Source organism: Pseudomonas sp. GW456-12-10-14-LB2 (assembly GCF_002884345.1).
Lineage (GTDB): Bacteria > Pseudomonadota > Gammaproteobacteria > Pseudomonadales > Pseudomonadaceae > Aquipseudomonas > Aquipseudomonas paraglycinae.
This window is the reverse complement of sequence record NZ_POHV01000001.1, coordinates 172,083-195,242: the sequence shown is the minus strand read 5'-3', so window position 1 is coordinate 195,242 and position 23,160 is coordinate 172,083. Positions and strand designations below refer to the sequence as shown.

The following is a 23,160-nucleotide window of genomic DNA, read 5'->3' as shown; positions in this document are numbered from 1 at the left end:
TAAGGAAATTGGTTAGCAGGGTCAAGCAGCAACACGCCCGAACTCACTCTTCATCAAAATAATCGCGATCCAGCGTCGGCAACCGCAACAAACGCGATGTCACGCCCACCTCATGATCCATCATCAGATGCACCAGTCGCGTCCCGTCTACCAGCACAATACCGTCCACCGATTTGGCGAAGTCGACGGCGTGCGCCGTAAAACCAGAGGTGGTAATGAACACACCGCGCTTGGCCTTTTGTCCTGCGAGCGCGCCATAGAACGCCTGTAACTCAGGTCGGCCAACCGTGTTCTGCCAACGCTTGGCCTGTACGTAAACCTTCTCCAACCCCAATTTATCGAGCGAGATAATGCCGTCGATGCCGGCATCACCGGAACCTCCGACACGTTGCAAGTCGTTGCGACTGGCGCCGTAACCCAAGCGATGAAGAACATCCAGCACGATTACTTCAAAACGGTTAGGGCTTACTTGCAGCAAGTTGTCCAAAAGGTCGGCCGCCGTGGCATCGCGTAATTCCTTAAGCGCTCGCTCCAGTCGGTCGTCGGGGCTCTCGGTGGCGGAGGCTAGATCGGGCTCCACATTTGGTTGGTCATCCAGTGGCTCGGCGTCAGGCGCGACTTTCAGCTTCACATTCATGTAGCCGATTGCTAAGTGCTCCACATCCGTGGTCGACAGTGGAAATGCATGCTCCTTGGCGTACTGCACGCCTGCGTCGGTCAACTTCCAATAACCGCGTTTGGCACTGCTGGAAAGACCTGCGCGCTTGAGTCGATCGTGTGCCCAGCCTGATCGGTTCTTGTAGGTAGCCTGACCACTGGCGATCAGTTCTTCGCGCTGAGCTTCACTCAGTTGCAGCATTTTTGCTGCTGATTCATGAGCGTCCCGAGCGATTGCACCCTCGGGTTTTGTGGCGAGAAAGCGAAGGATCGGCTCAATGAACTGATCGTAGGTTGGAACGGACATGGGCGCATCCCTGTGCTGAAAGTGTTTTCGTGCCGATCGGATGGCGATTGTAAATCAACGGTGGATATGGAGGGCTTCGCGACTAAAGCGTCTGCAGGTGAAAGCGTAAGTCGCTATGTCAGTTTCACCATCAATCCGCAAAAACACCGCAAAGCGCATTGCCTTGGTAACCATGAACGATCGGTCCCAACATCATGAATGGGCCGCAAGCGTAGAAAGGGGATGGGACTTTTTGCTGCGAGTCGAGCAGAACGGCTTCGTTTCCGAACTCGTCGTTGCCGAAGGACTGCTCGAAATACGATGTGCACACCGGTAGTTTCAATGGCACCGGAATGATCAGTGCCCAAACGGTGATCCCGCACCATTCCCGTGTAGGCGTCGACGTGACCGTTCTGCTGATTTGCGGTGTGATTGATCGATAGCTTTGCGCTTTGTAAGCGTCTGTCTTGACGGTTGTTTTTTCCGGGAGCGATACGATTGCTCCAACACATCCTGAAAGACAAAGGCACGAGGCGGCTGTCAGGCCAACTGATTTCATGTTTGAAGTGATGGTTTTGGGCATCAATGTTGAACGTCCTTGTGGGGTGACTTGAGCAATCTAAGTTGCCGTCGCTTCCAGCAGGCGGGGCTCTGTTATGCGATGAGTTGTGCAAGCACCATTACACAGCGCTCTGCCCGTAAACCGACCCCCGGCCGGTTTTTCAGCAGGCATTAAAAAGCCGGCTTGTGGCCGGCTTCTCGGGGACTGGCTTGGTTTATTTTTGGTAAACCGCGCCAGCCTTCAAAACGTACATCCGGATCTTGCGTCCGGCTGTGGGACTTGGTCAGACAGTGGTCTGCCGCGTCAGGCGTCATCCGGGCCGCTTGGCGGGCCGATGCGCGAATGTGGGGCGCAGGATACTGAGTTTTGTTGGGGATTCCCAGTGCGAAGTGCGGGATAGAGCGTTCTATCCATGAAAAATCCCGTATTTGTACCGACTATCCGGGCCGGTTGCCCCTCACGACAGAAGCTGGCTCAGAGAAACGGCACCACCGGCCGCCGCTTGCCCAGCGTCGACCACCAGAACACCCACCCCAATACATGAATCCTCTGCTCCTCGATCTGCGCCGCGCGGAAGATCTCGTCCGGGTATTCGGCGCTGTTGTGGCTGCGCAGGCGCAATGCGTTGCCGGGCATGCGGTGCAGGTATTTGATGCGCAGCATGCCGTCGTGTTCGATGGCGTAGATTTCGCCGTCCACCACCTGGGTGAGGCCGCGGTCGATGGCGAGGGTGGAGCCGTCTTCGATTTTCTCGGCCATGCTGTTGCCGATCATGTGGGTGCAGATGGCGTCGGTGTGGCGGATCTCCAGTGTTTCTAGGTGGCTGCGGGGCAGGCGGATGGTTTGTTCCGGGTCTTTGATGACATGGGTTTTGTCGGAGCCGGGGGCGACCGGGGTTTCTTTGTAGAGCGGCAATTCGATGTCGTTGGTTTCGAGCACCGTGTAGACGCCGCGAATGGCATGCGCATCGAGGATGTCGCCCGAGTCCGTATGCAGGTGCGGGGCGTCTTTCGGGCCTTCGCCGGTCTTCAGCCATTGGCTGTTGACGGACAACAGGCGCGCAACTTCTTCCATGCGGTACGCGGGTACGCCCCGGGTGTACCAGTTATGAACGTTTTGGGCTTCCGTGCCCCAGAACTTTGCGAATCCCGTGGTGGTGATGTTCGCAGCTTCCAGGAGTGCCTTGAATCTTGGACCGCTAGTGTTCTTTCTCATAAACACGAGTCTACGACCGGCCTAGAGCGGTTTGAATAAACCTTGCGTTCAAAATCAGGGCAAATTTTGCGACGGGATGTAAGACGTCCTTGTGGGAAATTACACACACCAAAACTTTTCTGTAGGTCGCTATAAACAGGCTGTTTAAGCACTTATCTGGCAGGCACAAAAAACCCCGGATCAACCGGGGTTTTCTTCAAGCGTGTCGCAGGTCGCGAGACTTAGCCTTTGTAGGCAGCAACCGACTTGGTGATCGCGGCGCGGGCAGCGTCAGCGCCGTCCCAGCCTTCGATTTTCACCCATTTGCCTTTTTCGAGATCTTTGTAGTTCGCGAAGAAGTGCTCGATCTGCTGGATCAGCAGGGCTGGCAGGTCGGTGTATTCCTTCACGTCCACGTACAGCTGGGACAGCTTGTCGTGTGGGACTGCGATGACTTTGGCATCGCCGCCGCCGTCGTCGGTCATGTTCAGGATGCCGACTGGACGCGCGCGGATCACCGAACCTGGAGCAACCGGGTAAGGGGTTACTACCAGCACGTCCAGGGGATCACCGTCGTCAGCCAGGGTGTTCGGGATGTAACCGTAGTTGGCCGGGTAGAACATCGGGGTGGCCATGAAACGGTCAACGAACAGGCAATCGCTGTCTTTGTCGATTTCGTATTTGATCGGCGCGTGGTTGGCCGGGATCTCGATCGCGACGTAGATGTCGTTCGGCAGGTCTTTGCCAGCCGGAATCTTGCTGTAGCTCATTGGGCGTTGCCCCCGTTAGTTGACCAAAAACACTTGGCCGGATTGACCAAAAAGTGGCGGCGATTATAGGCATATTCTGCCGTGGACGCCATGTACCGGAAGTCGTGCAGACCTTTACTCGTGAGCCTGATAGACCGGGTCGCTGGCCTGAAGTTGCTTCAGGCGCGCCAACGGATCCTGGCGGTAGAAAAGCCGCAGCTGCGCATACACCTGTGGATAAGCTTCGTGCAGCAGATCCGGAGCGCTGAAGAAGTACTCGCTGGTGACGGCGAAGAACTCGGCCGGGTTCTCGGCGGCATACGGGTCGATGGCGGTTTCGGCGTCGGGATGGCGGTCGAGCTGGCGATTGAGGTCGTCGTACGCCGCCTGCATCACCTCGGCCCAGTCGCTGACCCGCATGTCGGCATGCAGCGGTGGCAGGCCGTTGGCGTCACCGTTGAGCATGTCCAGCTTGTGCGCCAGTTCGTGGATCACCAGGTTGTAGCCTTCCCAGCCACCACTGGCCATCACGCCGGGCCAGGCGAGGATGATCGGCCCTTGTTGCCACGCTTCGCCGCTGTGTTCGCCGTCCCACTCATGCTCGACGCCGCTGGCATCGCGATGGCGCTGGGGGCTGAGGAAGTCGTCGGGGTAGAGGACGATTTCATGAAAACCCTGATACCAGTTCAGATCGCCGAGATGCAAAAGTGGCAGTTGCGCCTGGGCGGCGAGCAGCAGGCGTTGTTCCTGATGCAATTCGACACCGGGCAGGGCGGTCAGGTGTTTGTCTTCGAGGAACAGCACGCTGGTTTCGCGCAGCCACTGGTCTTCAGCGGCAGTGATGCCATCGAGAAAACTCAGGTGATGGCGCACCCGCTGCCACATATCGTCGGCAATCGGGTACTTCGCCAGAATGCGCCGGCGTCGCCAGGCGCTCAGCGACCACATCGGCTTAGTGCGATTGGGCTTTGGTGCCGCCGAAACGGCTGCGAACCACGCCGATGATCATCGGAATCAGCGACAGCAGAATGATGCCGACCACCAGCAGCGACAGGTTCTTCTTGATGAACGGCACGTTGCCGAAGAAGTAGCCCAGCGTCACCAGACCGCCGACCCACAGGACCGTACCGAACACGCTGAAACCGAAGAACCGCGGGTAAGGCATCTTCGCGACACCGGCGACGAACGGGGCAAAGGTACGGATGATCGGCAGGAAGCGCGCCAGGGTTACAGTCTTGCCACCGTGTTTGTCGTAAAAGTCGTGGGTCTGTTGCAGATAGTCGCGGCGGAAGATCTTCGAATTCGGATTGCTGAACAGTTTTTCACCGGCCGTTCGTCCGATCACGTAGTTGGTGCTGTCGCCGAGGATCGCCGCGAGCATCAGCAAGCCCGCCAGCAATACCGGATCCATACCGCCGCCCGCAGCCACTGCGCCGGCGATGAACAGCAGGGAATCACCCGGCAGGAATGGCATCACCACCAGACCGGTCTCGCAGAAGATCACCAGAAACAGGATGGCGTAGATCCAAGGCCCGTAATTATTCACCAGCAGGTCGAGGTAAACATCGAGATGCAGGATAAGGTCGAGCGGGTTGAAATCCATGGAGGCACCTGTGGTGATGGCCTGACTCGGCAGACCTGTGCGGATGACTTCGTGTAAGCCTACAAGCGGGTGTAGTTTTTCTTACAAGCCGGAAAGATCGGGATTATACGGGCAGAGGGGTGAAAAGCGCGTTGGTTTTGTAGCGGGGGATGTCGGTGTGAATAAATGTCGGGTTGGCATTCATTTTGGGGAGGGAGTCTGCTCCCTCCCCGCAGGGCACCCCGCGATCAGAGTTCTTCGCTGATCGGCAGCACGTAGTTCTTGAACTCGGTGTCTTCCTTGAACCCGATGGATTCGTAGGTTTTCTGCGCCACTTCATTGTCGGCGCTGGTGGAGACGCGCATGCGCACGGCCTGGGTTTCCTTGGCCATTTTCTTCGCGGTGCGGATCAGGTTGTCGGCTACCAGCTGGCGGCGGGCGTCTTCGGCGACGTAGATGTCGTTGAGGATCCACACGCGCTTGAGCGACAGGGAGGAAAAACTCGGGTAGAGCTGGCAGAAGCCCATGAGCTTCTTGTCGTCGTCATCGGCCAGGGCCAGGTAGATCACCGATTCCTTGCGTCGCAGGCGCTTTTCGAGAAAGGCCCGGGACGAGTCCGGGTAGGGCAGGGAGCCGTAGAACTCGCGGTACTTAACGAACAACGGGGTCAGCAAATCCAGGTGTTCGAGGGTCGCTTGGATAATCCGCATGGTAGGTCTCGTCCTTCAAGTGGCTGTCTTCACGTGGGGCTGACGGCAACGGGAAACCTTGGGCGGCCGTGCGTCGATCCTGCCTCAAACCGGCGCAGAAAGGCAATGCGGAAACGGTTCAGGCTGGGGGCGGATCGAGTAGGAAATTACTCTTCATGTCTGCACCGGCTTCCGATTCCAGCGTCCGAACCTGCGCTTCGTCCTTCAGATTGACGCCCGACAGCTGTCGCCGACAGGCTTCGCGCATCAGGTACAGCAAGCGATGCGCCGCCATGCCGTAACTGAGCCCTTCCAGCCGCACATTGGAGATGCAGTTGCGGTAAGCATCCGTGAGGCCGACCTTTGGATTGTAGGTGAAATATAAACCCAGGCTGTCCGGCGAACTGAGGCCCGGACGCTCTCCAATCAGCATCACGACCATTTTCGCGCCCAGCAACTGGCCAATTTCATCGCCAATCGCCACCCGGCCCTGTTCCACCAGTACCACCGGCGCGGTCGACCATTCGTCGGCGCTCATCTGTTCCTCCAGGCGGGTGAGAAACGGCAGGGTATGCCGATGCACCGCCAGCGCCGACAGACCATCCGCCACCACAATCACCAGATCCACACCGCCCGGATGCGCCTGGGCGTATTCGCGCAGGGTCTGGGCCGATTGATCGCTCAATTTGCGCCCCAGGTCCGGGCGTTGCAGGTAGCTGTTGCGATCCACCGCCGCGCTGTGCAGCAGCAGGCTGTCGCGCTGGCGCTCGGTCAGTTGGGCGCTGAGCCCGGCGTGATCGAACGGCAAATGCACCGCGTCCCGAGCCTGGGCGTGGGCGAACTGGAAATCCAGCTGTGCACGGGTCGGCAGGCTGGTGCCGGTGCGGCCGAGGGCAATGCGCGCCGGGGTCAGACGACGCAGCTCCAGCCACGGGTTTTGCGGATCGACGGGCGGTTTTTCCATCTGACTCATCCCAGTTGCGCCAAGGCCTGGCGGAAGGCCGGCGGCAGGTTGTTGCCAAAGCGGACCTTGCCGTCCGCCTGGGTGAAGATGCCCATGTTCGCCAGCCACTGTTCGAATTCCGGCGCCGGTTTCAGGCCAAGTGTCTGGCGCGCATAGAGCGCGTCGTGGAACGAGGTGGTCTGGTAGTTGAGCATGATGTCGTCGGAGCCGGGGATGCCCATGATGAAGTTGATCCCGGCCACGCCGAGCAGGGTCAGCAGGGTGTCCATGTCATCCTGGTCGGCTTCGGCGTGGTTGGTGTAGCAGATGTCGCAGCCCATCGGCACGCCGAGCAGCTTGCCGCAGAAGTGGTCTTCGAGGCCCGCGCGGATGATCTGTTTGCCGTTGTACAGGTATTCCGGGCCGATGAATCCTACGACGGTGTTCACCAGAAACGGCTTGAAATGGCGCGCCACGGCGTAGGCCCTTGTCTCGCAGGTCTGTTGATCGACGCCGTGGTGGGCATTGGCCGACAGGGCGCTGCCCTGGCCGGTTTCGAAATACATCAGGTTCTGCCCGAGCGTGCCGCGATTGAGGCTCAGACCCGCTTCATAACCTTCCTGCAAGATGTTCAGGTTGATGCCGAAACTGGCGTTGGCCGCTTCGGTGCCGGCAATCGACTGGAACACCAGATCCAGCGGCACACCACGGTTGACCGCTTCTATAGAGGTGGTGACGTGGGTCAGCACGCAGGCCTGGGTCGGAATGTCGTAGCGCTGGATGATCGCGTCGAGCATTTCCAGCATTGCGCAGATCGAGGCGATGCTGTCGGTGGCCGGGTTGATGCCGATCATGGCGTCGCCGTTGCCGTACAGCAGACCGTCGAGAATGCTCGCCGCGATGCCGGAAGGTTCGTCGGTCGGGTGATTGGGTTGCAGCCTTGTGGATAACCGCCCACGCAGGCCGAGGGTGCCGCGAAATTGGGTGACGACGCGGATCTTCTGCGCCACCAGCACCAGATCCTGCACGCGCATGATCTTCGACACGGCAGCGACCATTTCCGGTGTCAGGCCGGGGGCGAGGGCGCGCAGGCTCTGCTCATCGGCCGCTTCGCTCAGAAGCCAGTCGCGAAAGCCGCCAACCGTGAGATGGCTGACGACTGCGAAGGCCTGTTTGTCATGGCTGTCGATGATCAGTCGGGTGACTTCATCGGATTCGTAGGGGATCAGCGCTTCCTGCAAAAAATGCGTGAGCGGGATGTCGGCCAGCGCCATTTGCGCGGCCACCCGTTCGCCATCGTTGAGCGCGGCGACGCCCGCCAGGAAGTCCCCGGAACGTGCAGGGCTGGCCTTGGCCATCACTTCCTTGAGGCTGTCGAAGCGATAGGTCTGGGCGCCGACGGTATGGGCAAATGCAGCCATGGGGCGCGTTCCTCCTGAATGAATGCTTTTAGTGCGGGCACCGAGCCCGAGGCCCGATGCCGGTGCAGCTCAGTTAGCGTTTAGATACCTTCGAGCATAGCGTCTGCCGGTGCTTCGGAGCGTTGCTTGGCGGTCAACTGGAAGTACAGGTAGCCGGCGGCCATGAAACCCAGGAACACACAGCCGATCAGCGTGTTGAACCAGGCCATCGCCACCAGGCACACCACCGCCAGGAACAGCGCGATGGCCGGCACCACCGGATAGCCCGGTGCGCGGAAGGTGCGCTCCAGATTCGGCTCGGTTTTGCGCAGTTTGAACAGGCTGAGCATGCTGATGATGTACATCACGATGGCGCCGAACACCGACATGGTGATCATCGCCGCCGTCAGGGTCATGCCTTGCAGGTTGACCAGACCGTCGCTGTAGATCGCCGCGATGCCGATCACGCCGCCGGCCAGAATCGCCCGGTGCGGGGTCTGGAAACGCGAGAGTTTGGCCAGGCCTTTCGGCAGATAACCGGCCCGGGCCAGGGCGAAGAACTGCCGCGAGTAGCCGAGGATGATCCCGTGGAAACTCGCTACCAGCCCGAACAGGCCGATCCACACCAGCATGTGCATCCAGGTCGAGTTGTTGCCGACCACCGCTTTCATCGCCTGCGGCAGCGGGTCGTTGATGTTCGACAGTTGACGCCAGTCACCGACGCCGCCGGCCATCACCATTACGCCGATGGCCAGGAATACCAGGGTCAGGATGCCGCTGACATAGGCCCGTGGAATCGTGCGTTTCGGGTCCTTGGCCTCCTCGGCCGCCATGGCCGCGCCTTCGATGGCGAGGAAGAACCAGATCGCGAAGGGAATCGCCGCGAAAATGCCCGGAATCGAGCCCATCGTGAACTCATTGGCACCCGACCAGCCGTTCAGCACGAAGTTGCTGAAGCTGAAGCCCGGTGCGACCACGCCCATGAACACCAGCAATTCGGCGACGGCGAGCACGGTCACTACCAGCTCGAAGGTCGCGGCGATGCTGACGCCAAGGATGTTCAGGGCCATGAACACGAAATACGCGCCGACTGCCGCGAGTTTCGGATCGAGCCCCGGATATTGCACATTCAGATAGGCGCCGATGGCCATGGCGATGGCCGGCGGGGCGAACACGAATTCGATCAGGGTGGCGATGCCGGCGATCAATCCGCCTTTCTCGCCGAACGCCCGACGGCTGTAGGCAAACGGCCCGCCCGCGTGGGGGATCGCGGTGGTCAGTTCGGTGAAACTGAAGATGAAGCAGGTGTACATGGTCGCGACCATCAGGGCCGTGACCAGGAAACCCAAGGTTCCTGCGGTGCCCCAGCCATAACTCCAGCCGAAGTATTCGCCGGAAATCACCAGGCCGACGGCAATGCCCCAAAGGTGCAGGGTGCCGAGTGTGGGTTTGAGCTGTGTGGTGGAAGTCATAAGTCCTCTCTGTCTTTTTTATTGTTCGATCTGTTGGACTTTCGGGTGCAGCGGTTGAGTGAGTGGATGCTGTTCACGCAGCGGCAGTGTTCACGCAAATCCTGAATGACGGGTACGCAAGGCCCGTGCCAGAGCGGCCAGGCCAGGAAGTGTCATCGGGATTAAAAGGGCGACACCGATATTTCGGTGCCGCCCTTGGTTTTTAGAAGAAGCCCAGCGGATTGATGTCGTAGCTCACCAGCAGGTTTTTGGTCTGCTGGTAGTGGTCGAGCATCATCTTGTGGGTTTCACGGCCGACGCCGGACTTCTTGTACCCGCCGAACGCGGCGTGCGCCGGGTACAGGTGGTAGCAGTTGGTCCACACACGACCGGCCTTGATGGCGCGGCCCATGCGATAGGCGCGGTTGATGTCGCGGGTCCAGAGGCCGGCGCCCAGGCCGAACTCGGTATCGTTGGCGATCGCCAGGGCTTCGGCTTCGTCCTTGAACGTGGTGATGCTCACCACCGGGCCGAAGATTTCTTCCTGGAACACACGCATTTTGTTGGTGCCCTTGAGCAGGGTCGGCTGGATGTAGTAACCGGAAGCCAGGTTGCCTTCGAGTTTTTCCACCTTGCCGCCGGTCAGCAGCTCGGCACCTTCGCCCTTGGCGATTTCCAGGTACGAAAGGATCTTGTCGAATTGCTGCTCGGATGCCTGGGCGCCAACCATGGTGTCGGTATCGAGTGGGTCGCCACGTTTGATCTGGCTGACTTTCTTCATCACCGCTTCCATGAACTGCGGATAGATCGACTCCTGAACCAGTGCACGGGACGGGCAGGTGCAGACTTCGCCCTGGTTGAAGAACGCCAGCACCAGGCCTTCGGCGGCTTTTTCGATGAAGCTTGGCTCGGCCTGCATGATGTCTTCGAAGAAGATGTTCGGCGACTTGCCGCCCAGCTCAACGGTGGACGGAATGATGTTTTCGGCAGCGCATTTCATGATGTGCGAGCCGACCGGGGTCGAGCCGGTGAAGGCGATCTTGGCGATGCGTTTGCTGGTGGCCAGGGCTTCGCCGGCTTCTTTGCCGAACCCTTGCACCACGTTGAGCACGCCCGGCGGCAGCAGGTCGCCGATCAGTTCCAGCAGCACGCTGATGCCCAGCGGGGTTTGCTCGGCAGGCTTGAGCACCACGCAGTTGCCGGCGGCCAGGGCCGGGGCGAGTTTCCATGCGGCCATCAGGATCGGGAAGTTCCACGGGATGATCTGGCCGACCACGCCCAGCGGTTCATGGATGTGATAGGCGACGGTGTTGCCATCGATCTCGGCGGCGCTGCCTTCCTGGGCGCGCAGGCACCCGGCGAAATAGCGGAAGTGGTCGGCAGCCAGCGGGATGTCGGCGTTGAGGGTTTCGCGGATGGCTTTGCCGTTGTCCCAGGTTTCGGTGATCGCCAGGGTTTCGAGGTTCTGTTCGATGCGGTCGGCGATTTTCAGCAGGATCAGCGAGCGGGCCTGGGCGGAAGTGGAACCCCAGGCATCGGCAGCGGCGTGGGCGGCGTCCAGGGCTTTTTCGATGTCTTCGGCCGTGGAGCGCGGGAATTCGGCAATCGGTTGGCCATTTACTGGCGAGGTGTTGGTGAAGTACTGACCTTTGACAGGCGCGACGAACTCGCCGCCGATGTAGTTACCGTACTTGCTCTTGAACGAGACTTTGGCGCCTTCAGTACCGGGGTGAGCGTAACGCATGATGATGTTCTCCTTGGCTTTGTACTTATTAGAGAAACGCGCATGAGCGCTTGCTATAAGCGTAGAGCAAAGGTCGGGCCACTGCCGTGCAGGTCAGGCAAATCAAGGCCTTGCGAGATTTGTGTCGGACAAGTGGCAAGCGTCTGTGGCGGTATCGGTACAGCCTGGGTGACAGTTTGTACCGCTTCTGGCACAACCCGTGACCGGGCGGTCTTGCCAGCATTGCAAAGACCGGTTGGCTGGAGGATGCTGGTCACCACTTCACGCATGGGCCGATGAGCCTCGGGGAGAATAATAAGAAATGCACGACAACCATTTGAGTCGCCATGCCCAACAGGTTCTCACCGTCACCCAGGGCAAGCCGCACCTGCATGGCCCCGGTGCCGACCCCTCGATTGCCCGCTCGTGGCTGCGTTGTCTTGAGGACTATCACCTCGACCCGGCCCTGACCATGGCGCCGACCGTGCTCGAACACGGTCGAATCCTGGAAAGCCGCGAACGCTTGCAACAGGTGTTGCAGATCGCCGGCAATGAAATGAGCAGCCTGCATCAACAACTCTCCGGCGCCGGCCACGCGGTGCTGCTGACCGACGCGCGCGGGGTGATCCTCAACTGCGTCACCGCTCCCGCCGAACGCAAGATTTTCGAACGCGCCGGCCTGTGGCTGGGTTCCGACTGGAGCGAGGCCTGCGAAGGCACCAACGGCATCGGCACCTGCCTGGTGGAACGTCAGGCCCTGACGATTCATCAAGACGAACACTTTCGCGGTCGTCACACCGGCCTGACCTGCTCGGCGAGCCCGGTGTTCGACCCGCACGGCGAGCTGCTGGCGGTGCTCGATGTTTCCTCGGCTCGGCATGACGTCTCGCGCCAGAGCCAGTTCCACACCATGGCGCTGGTCAATCTGTCGGCGAAGATGATCGAGAGCTGCTACTTCCTGCGCTGCTTCGATAACCAATGGTTGTTGCGTTTCCACCTTCAGGCTGAGTCCGTCGGGCTGTTTAGCGAAGGGTTGCTGGCGTTTGACGGGGAAGGGCGGATCAGTGCGGTCAATCAGAGTGCATTGAACCTGCTCGGGCACATCCGTGGCGGCTTGCTCGGTAAACCGGTGGAGGCGTTTTTCGATTGTTCGCTGGATGAGTTGCTCGGGCGCGCCAGTGCCAATGCCAGCGCCAGTTGGCCGCTGCGTACTCGCGATGGGCGGCATCTGTTTGCGGTGCTGCGCGGCGAAACCCGTCGGCCGCTGCCAGCAGTACCGGTTCCGGCGCCTTTGGAAGCGCCGCGTCTTGCGGGCATTTGCCTTGGTGATGCGGCGTTGCAGTCGGATTTCCGCAAGTCGCTGCGGGTGTTCGAGCGTGACGTGCCGCTGCTGATCAACGGCGAAACCGGTTCTGGCAAGGAAGCATTCGCCAAGGCTGTGCATAACGCCAGTCAGCGCGCCGGCAAAGCGTTCGTCGCCCTCAACTGCGCGGCAATTCCCGAAAGCCTGATCGAGAGCGAACTGTTCGGTTATCGCGGCGGCAGCTTCACCGGCGCGCGCAAGGACGGCATGCGCGGCAAGCTGCAGCAGGCCGATGGCGGCACGTTGTTCCTCGATGAAATCGGCGACATGCCGCTGGCTCTGCAGACTCGCCTGTTGCGGGTGCTGGAAGACCGGCAGGTGGTGCCGATCGGCGGCGAGCCGGAAGCGGTCAACGTGCGAATCATCAGCGCCACCCACCGCAATTTGCTGGAGCGGGTCGGTGATGGCAGTTTCCGGGAAGACCTTTACTACCGGCTCAACGGGCTGGAAGTGGCGCTGCCGCCGTTGCGCGAGCGCAGTGACAAGTCGCAGCTGCTGGATTTCCTGCTGGCCGAAGAGGCGGGCGGGGAAACGATCCTGATCGACGAACCGGCGCGCCAGGCTTTGCTCGGGTTCAACTGGCCGGGCAATGTGCGGCAGATGCGCAATGTGCTGCGCACGCTGGCGGCGTTGTGCGATGAGGGGCGGATCGGGCTGGATGATCTGCCGGCGATGTTTCGGCATGTGCAGCCGCTGTTGGTGAAAGCCGATGAAACTGCATCCGAACATCCGCTGGAAGATGCCGAGCGGCTGGCCTTGCTCAGTGCGCTGGAACACACGCGCTGGCATATGACCCATACGGCGCAGCAACTGGGCGTCAGTCGCAATACGCTCTATAGAAAGTTGCGCAAGCACGGGATTGAGCGGCGTGTCAGTTAAAAGCCCCTCACCCTAGCCCTCTCCCAAAGGGAGAGGGAACTGACCGCGGTGTCTTTTGGCATACATCGACCTGAGCGACCGAGTCGATTATGGATTCGGGCTGGAGTTCACCGTGATGTGTCAGGTCGGCGTACCTCGAGAGAACACGACGGTCGGTTCCCTCTCCCTTGGGAGAGGGCTAGGGTGAGGGGTGCGATCTCAAGTCGGACACAAATCCAGACCTCCACCCTCAATCACCTAAAGAGTGCCATTTCCCCCTCCCTGCGCTAACCTGCGGCCATGTTTTACGAGGTCGACTATGCACATTCATATTCTGGGTATCTGCGGGACTTTCATGGGCTCGATGGCGGTTCTGGCCAAAGAGCTGGGCCATCACGTCACTGGCTCCGATGCCAACGTCTATCCGCCGATGAGCACCCAGCTCGAAGCCCAGGGCATTCAGCTGACCCAGGGTTACGACCCGGCGCAGCTTGATCCGGCACCTGATCTGGTGGTGATCGGCAACGCCATGTCCCGCGGCAATCCGGCAGTGGAATATGTGCTGAACAAAGGCTTGCCGTACGTGTCCGGCCCGCAATGGCTGGCCGACCATGTGCTGCAAGGTCGCTGGGTGCTGGCGGTTGCCGGTACGCACGGCAAGACCACCACCAGCAGCATGCTCGCCTGGGTACTGGAACACGCCGGCATGAGCCCGGGCTTCCTGATCGGCGGAGTGCCGCAGAATTTCTCGGTGTCGGCACGTCTGGGTGGTACGCCGTTCTTCGTGATCGAGGCTGACGAATACGACAGCGCGTTCTTCGACAAGCGCTCGAAGTTTGTCCACTACCGTCCGCGCACCGCGATCCTCAACAACCTTGAGTTCGATCATGCCGACATCTTCCCTGATCTGCCGGCCATCGAACGGCAGTTCCACCACTTGGTGCGGACCATTCCGAGCGAAGGCCTGGTGATCCACCCGACCACTGAACCCGCCTTGCAACGTGTGATCGAGATGGGCTGCTGGACCCCGGTGCAAACCACTGGTGCCGGCGGTCAGTGGCAGGTCAAGTTGCTGAAGGACGACGGCTCGGCGTTTGAAGTGATGTTCGAAGGCGTGTCCCAAGGCGTGGTCGAGTGGGAGTTGACCGGTCAGCACAACGTTGCCAACGCCTTGGCCACTCTGGCTGCCGCGCGCCATGTCGGCGTTGTTCCGTCGATGGGCATTGGCGGGCTGAGCGCATTCAAGAGCGTCAAGCGCCGTATGGAGAAAGTCGCGGAAGTGCGCGGCATCACCATCTACGATGACTTCGCCCACCACCCGACCGCGATTGCCACCACCCTTGATGGCCTGCGCAAACGTATCGGCGATGAGCCGCTGATCGCGATCATCGAGCCGCGCTCCAACTCGATGAAGCTCGGCGCCCACCGTGACGGTCTGCCGGACAGCGTGGTCGATGCCGATCAAGTGATCTGGTACGCCCCGGCCAACCTCGGTTGGGATCTGGCAGGCACCGCCGCGTTGTGCACCGTGCCGTCAATCGTCAGCGATTCGCTGGAAGGCATCATCGAACGCGTGAAGAGCCAGGCCCAGCCCGGCACCCACGTGGTGATCATGAGCAACGGCGGTTTCGGCGGCCTGCACGGCAAACTTGCCGAGGCGCTGAAATGAACACGCGTCTGGCGAGCAATGGCCCGGAACGCATCACGCTGGCGATGACTGGCGCGTCCGGCGCCCAGTACGGCTTGCGCCTGCTGGATTGTCTGGTGCGCGAGGATCGCGAGGTGCATTTCCTGATCTCCAAGGCCGCGCAACTGGTTATGGCCACCGAGACCGACGTGTCGCTGCCGGCCAAGCCACAAATGATGCAGGCGTTCCTCACCGAATACACTGGCGCGTCCGCCGGGCAGATCCGTGTGTACGGCAAGGAAGACTGGATGTCGCCGGTGGCCTCGGGCTCCGGCGCTCCGGCGGCGATGGTGGTGGTGCCGTGCTCGACCGGCACCTTGTCGGCCATTGCCACCGGCGCCTGCAACAACCTGATCGAACGGGCGGCGGACGTCACCTTGAAGGAGCGTCGCCAGTTGATTCTGGTGCCGCGCGAAGCGCCGTATTCGAGCATTCACCTGGAGCACATGCTCAAGTTGTCGAACATGGGCGTGACCATCCTGCCGGCCTCGCCGGGCTTCTATCACCAGCCGCAGACCATCGATGACCTGATCGATTTCGTGGTGGCGCGGATTCTCAATCTGCTGGGCATTCCCCAGGACATGCTGCCGCGTTGGGGCGAACACCATCTGAGCAGCGATGAATAAGCTGCTGGCGATCCTGCTGATCTTGCAACTGACCGGCTGCGCCACCGTGCGCACGCTCGATGCTGCCAAGCCCGGCGCGCCGGTGGTGTATTCCGGCACGCGGCTGGATCTGTATGCGATGAATGGCGGATGTTGCGCGATGGATCGATTCGGCGCCGAGGCACCGAGCTATCCCGGTGTGGATCTGCCGGCCAGCGCATTGCTCGATACGCTGCTGTTGCCGTTGTCGTTGCTGACGGTCATCGGTGTAGGGTTTCAGGCGACTGGCGGGCTATGAAAATCAATGGCACGACCCCGCAGGGGCGTGCCATTGAAGCTCCCTATAACGTGATCGTTTCGGGCGGAAAGACGATGTCGTCGGAGAATATGTCCTGTCCCGCCGGCAATTCGATAACGCGCTTGCCGGCGTTCGCCACTTCATCGATCAACCCGTCATATTCGTCCCGGTTCAATTCTCCTGCCCGCGTGCGGGACTCGATGGCGTCGGCAGGGTTTTGATCCGATCCCGTGGCGTGCTTCAACGCCTGCAAATGGATATCTTCCACTGTCGCCGCGCGGGTCATGCCCGAGTTGACCAGCCAGACGCGCCTCGACGTGAAGCCGATCGACGACATCGATACATGGCCTTCCATCTTCATGCTCGGGAACCACGTTTTGCCATCCGCAGGGCTTCGTTCGAGCCGCGTCGGGTTGTAGACGCGATTGTCCTGCCCAGCAACGACTTCCACATTGCGGGTATCGAGCAGGTAGCAAAACCGGATGCGTTGAGCGGGGGGCGTCGAAGTGCCGCTGGTTGTCTGGTGCGCCTCTATGCCTGTCACTCCTCTGGTTTCATTCGCAAAGTCCATGGCGCTCTTCAGGCTGAACATTGCACTGACGGGTGTCTCGCTCGTGGTGCCCACAGCCGATACCACGCGTGGGACCATGGCCCCGGGCCGGGCTATTTCGAAAGGTGTCCGGTCATCCACTTTGAACACGGCAGGAATGTCGGTTCTGTACAGATAATTGTGCGTATTGCGCTTGAAGCCGCTGAGCCGCAACAGCTCCTGAAAGAAGGGTTCGGTCAGACTCGCCTTCAGCAGGCTGGTGCCTTCTCCCTGATTTCTCAGCTGGATGATTTCAGCATCGATTTCCGGCAGAAACGGTTCGAAGAGTTTTTCGTTGGTTACCAGCCGGGTGCGATCCTGATAGGTCTTGACCCATCCAGGCATTTCATCATTGATCAGGTTCTTGAACTGCCCTGTCGGCGACAGCTCCTTGCACAGTCGTATTAGTTGCTGGACGGAAAGATTGTAGGGCTGGAACCGGGCGAGGATTTGCTCTCGTGTTTTAAGCGGAGAATCAGGGTTGGTCCACAGCCGCAGGTAGTCGAACAGTTGTTCACGCTGGGAGGGGTATTCCCGTTGTTTGACCCAGGCAGGCGGTTTCTGATGGCGCGCAACCTCCCGACGAAAGCGCACGATGTCGGGTCCTTCGATCCGATAGAGGTTCCAGATGTCGATGTCCCGCCAGAAGGGGCGCAGAACATTCTCTTTGTAGATCGGATAATCGGTGGCTTTGACGACAATCAGGCTGGCGCCTTCACGAAACGCCAGTTGGGTGAGAGGTCCATGATTGTCATTCAAGCCAGGCTTGCGTTGCATTTCGACATAACCATGGAAATTCGACTTGTCGAGATCCCAGGTGTAGTGGCGCTGATCACCGTAGGCAAGCGTGGCGTCCGCTGTCCCGGACGTGTCGGGTGTTGATGTGCGTGGAGAGGGCGAGCCGGGTGTTGGCGGGCTTGGCAATGGCGTTTGTGGGCCAGATGGGCTGCGGTGCAAGGTGACGGACTGGAGGTGTTCTGCCCATTGGGCGGGCGTGCGGTGCTGATGGTTCAGGAGGCTGTTGAACAGGTCGCGATCCATGTCCATGCCAGACCAGCGGTACAGCTCGTCAAACAGGTAGGCGTTTTCCATCCGTTGTGTCCGAACGGTAGCCCATAGAGGTTTCTTCCCGGTGCTGTGCGCTTCGCTGCGGAAACGGGTGATTTCTGCGCCCTGTATCCCGTAGAGATCCCAGATATCGCGGTCTGTCCAGGCTGTTAACAGTTCGGCTGGCTGATCGATTCGCGAAGCGGAAGGCTCGACACTGACAAACGAGCCGCTTTCGTCCATGAATGCATGATGCAGCGGCGGTCCCACCTCTTCGGTCCGGCGCATTTTTCGGTGCAGGACCACATAGCCATGGTGATTGTTGGCCTTCTCGTTCCATACGTAATGTTGGGTATCGACGTAAATCGGTGCAGTGTTCGGCTGCGTCCTGGCCGGTCCCGGCAGGTGGGGCTGTGCTGCGTTATCGTCGGTATTGTCTGCCTCCCGGTGTACCGTGGACTCGAGGGCCTGACTGATAACCCGCGGCTCAGCGACCCGCCAGGTATTGCTTTCGGTGTCGAATTGCAGGACGGGGCCCGAGGGCTGCGCTTCCTGTGGGCGCATCGCTCGGTAGGTTCCTAGGCCTTCGTCCCAGGCCACCATGACCGTCGTGGTCGTGGTGTATTGCACCTCGGCATAAATGCGTCCCCTGTGAACCCGCAACCCTTCGGTGTTGACGGCGGGTAATCGCGTTCGCAGTTGCGCCGGTAACTCGTAGTGACGGATCGATCCGCTCGCGTCTGGGTCGCTGGATGAGCTTCCTTGAGTGTCTCCAGCCGGGTGGGTCAGATCCTGAATCTGTATCGCGGGCAATGTGTCACTTGAAGAAAGGGGGGCAGGCGCCTCCGTGGGGCGGCTGGCGCTGTCTGTTTCCGGGGATCGAATCAAACCCGGGAAATCATGACGCTGGGTCGGCGATGTTTCCGGAGTCGACCTGTCGAGGGTGGGTGGCGTTTTGCTGGTGCCTTTCGACGTTTTTGTTTGCGGTGCCATCAAGGAGTCCTTTCATTGATTGCCTGACGTGCTGTGGTGTCATCCCATGGCGGAATGGCCGTAGACGCAGGTGTGCTGGAGGGCACGTTATCCATGAAAGGGAAGGGGCACGTGGTAGATAGCTACGACATGCGGGTTGATTCGATTCACTTTATTTCGAATGTCGGCCAGTTCACGCAAGATCCTCGGGCTTCATTGGAAATGGTTACCCGGGATCCGCGTTGAACCGCTGTGGCGAGTGAGCTTACTTGCCGAGTTTTCTCAGTTCGTCCGACTCGACAATCCGCACACCATCCTGCTCCTCCAGCGCCAGACGCCACATGGCGCGGGCCAGTTGGCAGGCTTCGATGCCACGGTATTTGCCGGGGATCAATTTAGAGAATGGCGCGGCGAGCTGTTCGCCCAGACGGGGCTCGCTGCGTTCGCCGAGCAACAGCGATGGCCGGCAGATGGTCAATTGCGGCCAGTCCTGCGCGCGCAATGCGTATTCCATTTCGCCTTTTACCCGGTTGTAGAACACCGAGGACCGGCGATCGGCCCCCAGGGCGCTGATCACGATCAGGTGCCGTGCTCCCATCTCCCGGGCGCGCTTGGCGAACGCCACCACCATGTCCAGATCCACGGCGCGAAACGCCTCTTCGGAGCCGGCCTGTTTGATCGTGGTGCCGAGACAGCAATAGGCGATGTCGACCCGACCGGCCAGTTGCGGCAGGAAGGTCTGTGGATCGCCGACCGGGTTTTCCAGATGCGGATGTTCAGCCAGCGGCCGGCGTGAGGGGGCAAGGACGCGGCTGATCGTCGGCTCGTTGAGCAGGCGGTCGAGCAGATGTTCACCGGTCAGTCCGGTGGCTCCTGCAAGCAAGACATGCTGAGGCGTCAAGTACATAGTGTCTCTCCCTTGATACTGTTCAGCTTAGTTGCTCTTTATCGCTCCGTCGTTCAACGCAGCACTTTGCAATGCTTTTCTCGCTTGCTGTTTACGCAGCAGTTGCCAGTGCGCCAGCACGGTTTTCGGCGCCCAGATCTGCGGTTCAGAGGCTTCGAAGTTGTCCGCCAGTTCCCGTTCGGCGACGGTGGCCTTGGCCAGTTTGAAGGCTTGCTCCAGGTCGTCGGTCTGGTTCAGCGCCTGGGCAAACAGGGCATCGCCGAAGTAGGTGAAGTTGGCCTCCTCGGAGCAACCGAACGACACGCGATCGGCGCGCGAGGCGGTCATGATCAGCGTGCGCTCGTCCTTCAGCGCCGGAATGAAGCCGCCGGAATAGCACGAAGAGATGACGATGATCTTGTCGCGATTCTTCAGCGGTGCGAGCACGGCGGCGAGTTCGTCGGCGGGCAGGTCGGCCAGTTCCATGCGCGGCTGGTCGAGCACCAGTTCGTGTTCGGCGGTGCCGTGGCTGGTCAGGTAGATGAACACCAGGTCTTCCGGGCCGCTGCGTTCGGCCAGGGTCAGGGCTGCGCGGCGCAGGTTCTCGCGGGTGGCCATCGGCCGGTCGCCGAGGTGGTCGCGATGGTTGACCAGGCGAATCTGGCCAAACGCGCCGAAACGGCTGGTGAGCATGTTGGCCACGTAATCGGATTCGCGCAGGAACACGCTCTGCTTGCCGTCGCCGCCGAGGGTCAGGGTGTACAGCTCCACTGCCGGGGTCGAGGCCGGCACATTGGCCAGCGCTTCATCGAGCAGGCGACCCTGGGCCAGCAGGCCGAGTTCTAGGGTGTCCGGCAGCAACTTGCCGTCGGCATCGCGTACCCGCTGGCCGTTGATCCAGGTGCCGCTGAGCACGCTGCCATCGGTGAGCACCAGGGTGCCGCGTCCGGAATAACTGTCGCTGTCGAATCCACCGACGTAGAAGCTGCCATCGGACAGGTTCAGGCGACCCTGACCGCTGAAGCGCCAATCATTGAAGTAACCGATGTAGTGGCTGCCGTCGGCGCCGATCAGTTCGCCCTTGCCGGTCAGCGCGCCTTCCTTGAACTGCCCGAGCCAGACATCGCCATCGGCGTTTTCGTAGCGACCCTTGCCGTGCAGTTGATTGTTCTTGAAGCCGCCGACGTAGATGTCGCCGTCGGCACTGTTGAAGGTGCCGTTGCCTTCGAGCTGGCCGTTGACGAAGTGGCCGGTGAACTGATTGCCGCTGGCATCGCCGCGCTGGCCTTCGCCGTTGGGTTTGCCGTGGGCGAACTGGCCCTGATAGGAACTGCCGTCATCCAGCTCGAGGCGACCGAGCCCGGAATACTGGTCGGCCTTGAATTCGCCGCGATAGGTCATCGCGTTTTCTTTAAGGGTGCCTTCGCCGTCACGTCGGCCCAGCTTGAAACCGCCGGTGTAGCTGCCGGCCGTGGTGGTCAGCGTGCCCTGGCCGTCGAACAGCCCTTGCTGGAAGTTGCCGCGATAGACCTCGCCATTGCTGCCGTGCCATTCGCCCTGACCATGCCATTGCCCCTTGTCGAACGCCCCGGCGTACCAGCTGCCGTTGGGGTAGTCGACCCGGCCCTGGCCTTGCAGCAAACCATCGACCAGTTCACCGCGATAGCGGCCGCCGTCGGGCAGGCGTGCATCCGGCGGCAACAGCGATTCGCCGTCGCCACACGCGGCCAGCAACAGGGTCAAGGCAAGGGGAGCAAGAGGAGCGAATGAGCGCATAGCGGGATCCGGGCAATTAGGCGACCGAGTATGCCGCAGCTATGTGACCTAATACAGCCGGCGGGGAGGAGCGGATGCGAAACAGCGTGAGCCGCTTCGCATCCAGGCGCTTAAACGAAGCAGAGCGACAGCGGTTCGGCGATGTAGGCCGGTTTGTCCGAGCCTTCGATCTCCAGGGTGGCGGTGGCCTTGAGCAGCCACTGGCCAGGTTTTTTCTCGGTCACTTCACCGAGGTCGACCTTGAGCCGGACCTTGGAGTTGACCTTGACCGGCTGGATGAAACGCACGCTGTCCAGGCCGTAGTTGACCACCATCTTCACGCCTTGCGGCAGGATCAGGATGTCTTCCATCAGTTTGGGGATCAGCGACAACGACAGGAAACCGTGTGCAATGGTGCTGCCAAATGGCGTTTGCGCGGCTTTGATCGGGTCGACATGGATGAACTGGTAATCCCCGGTGGCTTCTGCGAACAGGTTGATACGCTCCTGATCGATGGTGAGCCATTCGGAACGTCCGAGTTCCTTGCCGACATAATCTTTGAGCTCTGCAACTGGAACATAGGGCATTGAGACTCTCCTTGGGTTCATCGGTTTTATAGTTTTTCAGGTGGGGGATTTGACCGCCCTGCGAACCACTGTAGATCATCATGGCGATTTGCTCAGGTCAACCGACCATGCTTTTGGCGAATGCCGATCCATAGCGCAGGCGTGCTTATAATGCGGGCGACTTGCGAGGCGAAAAGTAAGACGGAGATGACGGATGTTGCTACGCGGCCTGACCATGCTGGTGCTGTTTCAATTGCTCGGCACGGCCCTCAATCATTTGCTGTTGCCGGTGCTGCCGGGGCCGATCATCGGCCTTTTGCTGTTGCTGGTATTCCTGATCGTACGCGGTGAAGTCGGCGAGCCGCTGAACCTCGCCGCCGGCAGCCTGCTGCGTTATCTGCCATTGCTGCTGGTGCCGCCGGCGGTGGGCGTGATGGTGTATGCCACGGCGATTGCCGCGGATTTCTGGGCCATTGTCGGTGCGCTGGTGGTCTCGCTGATTCTGTCGATGGCCTTCGCCGGCGTGCTGATGCAACGGCTGGTCAAGCGCCACGCGCCGCATTCGGAGGAGTCCTGATGCTGTTCGACTGGCAAGGTGCCTGGGCTTCGGTGATTCACCATCCCCTGTTCGGCATCGGCATCACCCTCGGTGCCTATCAACTGGTGCTGGCGGCGTTCGAGAAAACCCGCTGGATCTTTCTGCAACCGGTGCTGGTCTCGATGCTGTTGGTGATCGGCGTGCTGGTCGGCTGCGGCCTGACCTACGCCGAGTACCGCAAGAGCACCGAGATCCTCAGTATTCTGCTGGGCCCGGCGACCGTTGCGCTGGCAGTGCCGCTGTATCTGAATCTGCGACGCATCCGGCAATTGTTCTGGCCGATTTTTACTACGCTGGTGATAGGCGGCGTGGTCGCCACGGGCATGGGCGTGGCGCTGGGCTGGTGGTTCGGTGCCGATCACATGATCCTGATGACCATGGCGCCCAAGTCGGTGACCTCACCGATCGCCATGCTGGTGGCCGAACAGATCGGCGGTGTCGCAGCATTGGCGGCGGTGTTCGTGTTGATCACCGGGGTGATCGGCGCGATCTTCGGCCCGGCGTTGCTGACCCGTCTGGGCGTGCACAGCCCGGAGGCGCGCGGCATGGCGCTGGGCATGACGGCACATGCGGTCGGCACCTCGGTGGCGTTGCAGGAAAGCGATGAGTGCGGCGCCTTCGCGGCGCTGGCGATGAGTCTGATGGGCGTGGCCACGGCGGTGTTCCTGCCGTTGGCGGTGTCGATGGTGGTGTAAGGAAA

The 23,160-nt window shown here is 60.5% G+C and carries 21 protein-coding genes; 6 read left to right on the top strand and 15 right to left on the bottom strand.

The features are described from left to right. Nucleotides 1-43: 43 nt before the first annotated feature. The 11 genes from C1X29_RS00950 to C1X29_RS00900 form a co-directional block, all read right to left on the bottom strand. Entirely contained in the window at nt 44-964 is a 921-nt protein-coding gene (locus C1X29_RS00950) for a restriction endonuclease (RefSeq protein ID WP_085747633.1), read from the bottom strand. A 130-nt stretch (nt 965-1,094) separates the two neighbouring features. Further along, on the bottom strand, nt 1,095-1,526 hold the full coding sequence (locus C1X29_RS00945; RefSeq protein WP_080770657.1) for a hypothetical protein: 432 nt from the start codon (nt 1,524-1,526) through the stop codon (nt 1,095-1,097). Nucleotides 1,527-1,979: 453 nt separating this feature from the next. Beyond that, nucleotides 1,980-2,720, bottom strand: coding sequence for a S24 family peptidase (locus C1X29_RS00940; RefSeq protein ID WP_085747634.1), 741 nt, complete (start codon nt 2,718-2,720; stop codon nt 1,980-1,982). A 221-nt stretch (nt 2,721-2,941) separates the two neighbouring features. Then, nucleotides 2,942-3,469, bottom strand: coding sequence for an inorganic diphosphatase (ppa, locus tag C1X29_RS00935; RefSeq protein ID WP_007933577.1), 528 nt, complete (start codon nt 3,467-3,469; stop codon nt 2,942-2,944). A gap of 114 nt (nt 3,470-3,583) precedes the next feature. Continuing rightward, a complete protein-coding gene (locus C1X29_RS00930; protein WP_085747635.1) occupies nt 3,584-4,396 on the bottom strand; it encodes a zinc-dependent peptidase in 813 nt (270 codons plus the stop codon). A 4-nt stretch (nt 4,397-4,400) separates the two neighbouring features. Continuing rightward, nucleotides 4,401-5,051 (bottom strand): DedA family protein, encoded by a 651-nt coding sequence (locus C1X29_RS00925; protein ID WP_011336118.1) that lies wholly within the window; start codon nt 5,049-5,051, stop codon nt 4,401-4,403. A 227-nt stretch (nt 5,052-5,278) separates the two neighbouring features. Next, nucleotides 5,279-5,740, bottom strand: a complete 462-nt coding sequence (locus C1X29_RS00920; protein WP_074691599.1) for an N-acetyltransferase — start codon at nt 5,738-5,740, stop codon at nt 5,279-5,281. Nucleotides 5,741-5,858: 118 nt separating this feature from the next. Further along, nucleotides 5,859-6,683 carry an ethanolamine ammonia-lyase subunit EutC gene (gene eutC, locus C1X29_RS00915; RefSeq protein WP_102686378.1) on the bottom strand — a complete coding sequence of 275 codons (825 nt, stop codon included), beginning with the start codon at nt 6,681-6,683 and terminating at the stop codon, nt 5,859-5,861. Nucleotides 6,684-6,688: 5 nt separating this feature from the next. Further along, on the bottom strand, nt 6,689-8,083 hold the full coding sequence (locus C1X29_RS00910; RefSeq protein ID WP_102686377.1) for an ethanolamine ammonia-lyase subunit EutB: 1,395 nt from the start codon (nt 8,081-8,083) through the stop codon (nt 6,689-6,691). Nucleotides 8,084-8,163: 80 nt separating this feature from the next. Further along, complete coding sequence (gene eat, locus C1X29_RS00905; RefSeq protein ID WP_102686376.1) at nt 8,164-9,534, bottom strand: ethanolamine permease; 1,371 nt, start codon at nt 9,532-9,534, stop codon at nt 8,164-8,166. Between the two features lie 202 nt (nt 9,535-9,736). Further along, nucleotides 9,737-11,257: an aldehyde dehydrogenase family protein gene (locus C1X29_RS00900; RefSeq protein WP_007958625.1), complete on the bottom strand. Its 1,521-nt coding sequence runs from the start codon at nt 11,255-11,257 to the stop codon at nt 9,737-9,739. Nucleotides 11,258-11,558: 301 nt separating this feature from the next. Between C1X29_RS00900 and C1X29_RS00895 the strand changes: the two genes are divergently transcribed. The 4 genes from C1X29_RS00895 (at nt 11,559) to C1X29_RS00880 (ending at nt 16,047) form a co-directional block, all read left to right on the top strand. Beyond that, nucleotides 11,559-13,478: a sigma-54-dependent Fis family transcriptional regulator gene (locus C1X29_RS00895; protein ID WP_102686375.1), complete on the top strand. Its 1,920-nt coding sequence runs from the start codon at nt 11,559-11,561 to the stop codon at nt 13,476-13,478. Between the two features lie 298 nt (nt 13,479-13,776). After that, a complete protein-coding gene (mpl, locus tag C1X29_RS00890) occupies nt 13,777-15,126 on the top strand; it encodes a UDP-N-acetylmuramate:L-alanyl-gamma-D-glutamyl-meso-diaminopimelate ligase (protein WP_102686374.1) in 1,350 nt (449 codons plus the stop codon). Then, the gene (ubiX, locus tag C1X29_RS00885) at nt 15,123-15,770 is read left to right on the top strand and encodes a flavin prenyltransferase UbiX (RefSeq protein ID WP_007958630.1); all 648 of its coding nucleotides are present in this window, start codon (nt 15,123-15,125) and stop codon (nt 15,768-15,770) included. Before mpl ends, ubiX begins: the two co-directional genes overlap by 4 nt. Continuing rightward, nucleotides 15,763-16,047 carry a YceK/YidQ family lipoprotein gene (locus tag C1X29_RS00880; protein WP_102686373.1) on the top strand — a complete coding sequence of 95 codons (285 nt, stop codon included), beginning with the start codon at nt 15,763-15,765 and terminating at the stop codon, nt 16,045-16,047. The genes ubiX and C1X29_RS00880 overlap by 8 nt, the downstream gene beginning before the upstream one ends. 43 nt (nt 16,048-16,090) lie before the next feature. On the opposite strand, the gene C1X29_RS00875 is transcribed toward C1X29_RS00880, so the two are convergent. From C1X29_RS00875 to C1X29_RS00860, 4 genes are all read right to left on the bottom strand, one after another. Beyond that, nucleotides 16,091-18,676 (bottom strand): hypothetical protein, encoded by a 2,586-nt coding sequence (locus tag C1X29_RS00875; RefSeq protein WP_146023248.1) that lies wholly within the window; start codon nt 18,674-18,676, stop codon nt 16,091-16,093. Nucleotides 18,677-18,920: 244 nt separating this feature from the next. After that, nucleotides 18,921-19,562 carry an oxidoreductase gene (locus tag C1X29_RS00870; RefSeq protein ID WP_007958634.1) on the bottom strand — a complete coding sequence of 214 codons (642 nt, stop codon included), beginning with the start codon at nt 19,560-19,562 and terminating at the stop codon, nt 18,921-18,923. Nucleotides 19,563-19,589: 27 nt separating this feature from the next. Continuing rightward, nucleotides 19,590-21,317 carry a C13 family peptidase gene (locus C1X29_RS00865; protein WP_102686371.1) on the bottom strand — a complete coding sequence of 576 codons (1,728 nt, stop codon included), beginning with the start codon at nt 21,315-21,317 and terminating at the stop codon, nt 19,590-19,592. A 110-nt stretch (nt 21,318-21,427) separates the two neighbouring features. Next, on the bottom strand, nt 21,428-21,883 hold the full coding sequence (locus C1X29_RS00860) for a MaoC family dehydratase (protein WP_085747645.1): 456 nt from the start codon (nt 21,881-21,883) through the stop codon (nt 21,428-21,430). 193 nt (nt 21,884-22,076) lie between these two features. Here C1X29_RS00860 and C1X29_RS00855 point away from each other — a divergent pair, with 193 nt between their 5' ends. Further along, complete coding sequence (locus C1X29_RS00855) at nt 22,077-22,439, top strand: CidA/LrgA family protein (protein ID WP_007958636.1); 363 nt, start codon at nt 22,077-22,079, stop codon at nt 22,437-22,439. Then, complete coding sequence (locus C1X29_RS00850) at nt 22,439-23,155, top strand: LrgB family protein (RefSeq protein WP_007958637.1); 717 nt, start codon at nt 22,439-22,441, stop codon at nt 23,153-23,155. Before C1X29_RS00855 ends, C1X29_RS00850 begins: the two co-directional genes overlap by 1 nt. Nucleotides 23,156-23,160 lie beyond the last annotated feature (5 nt).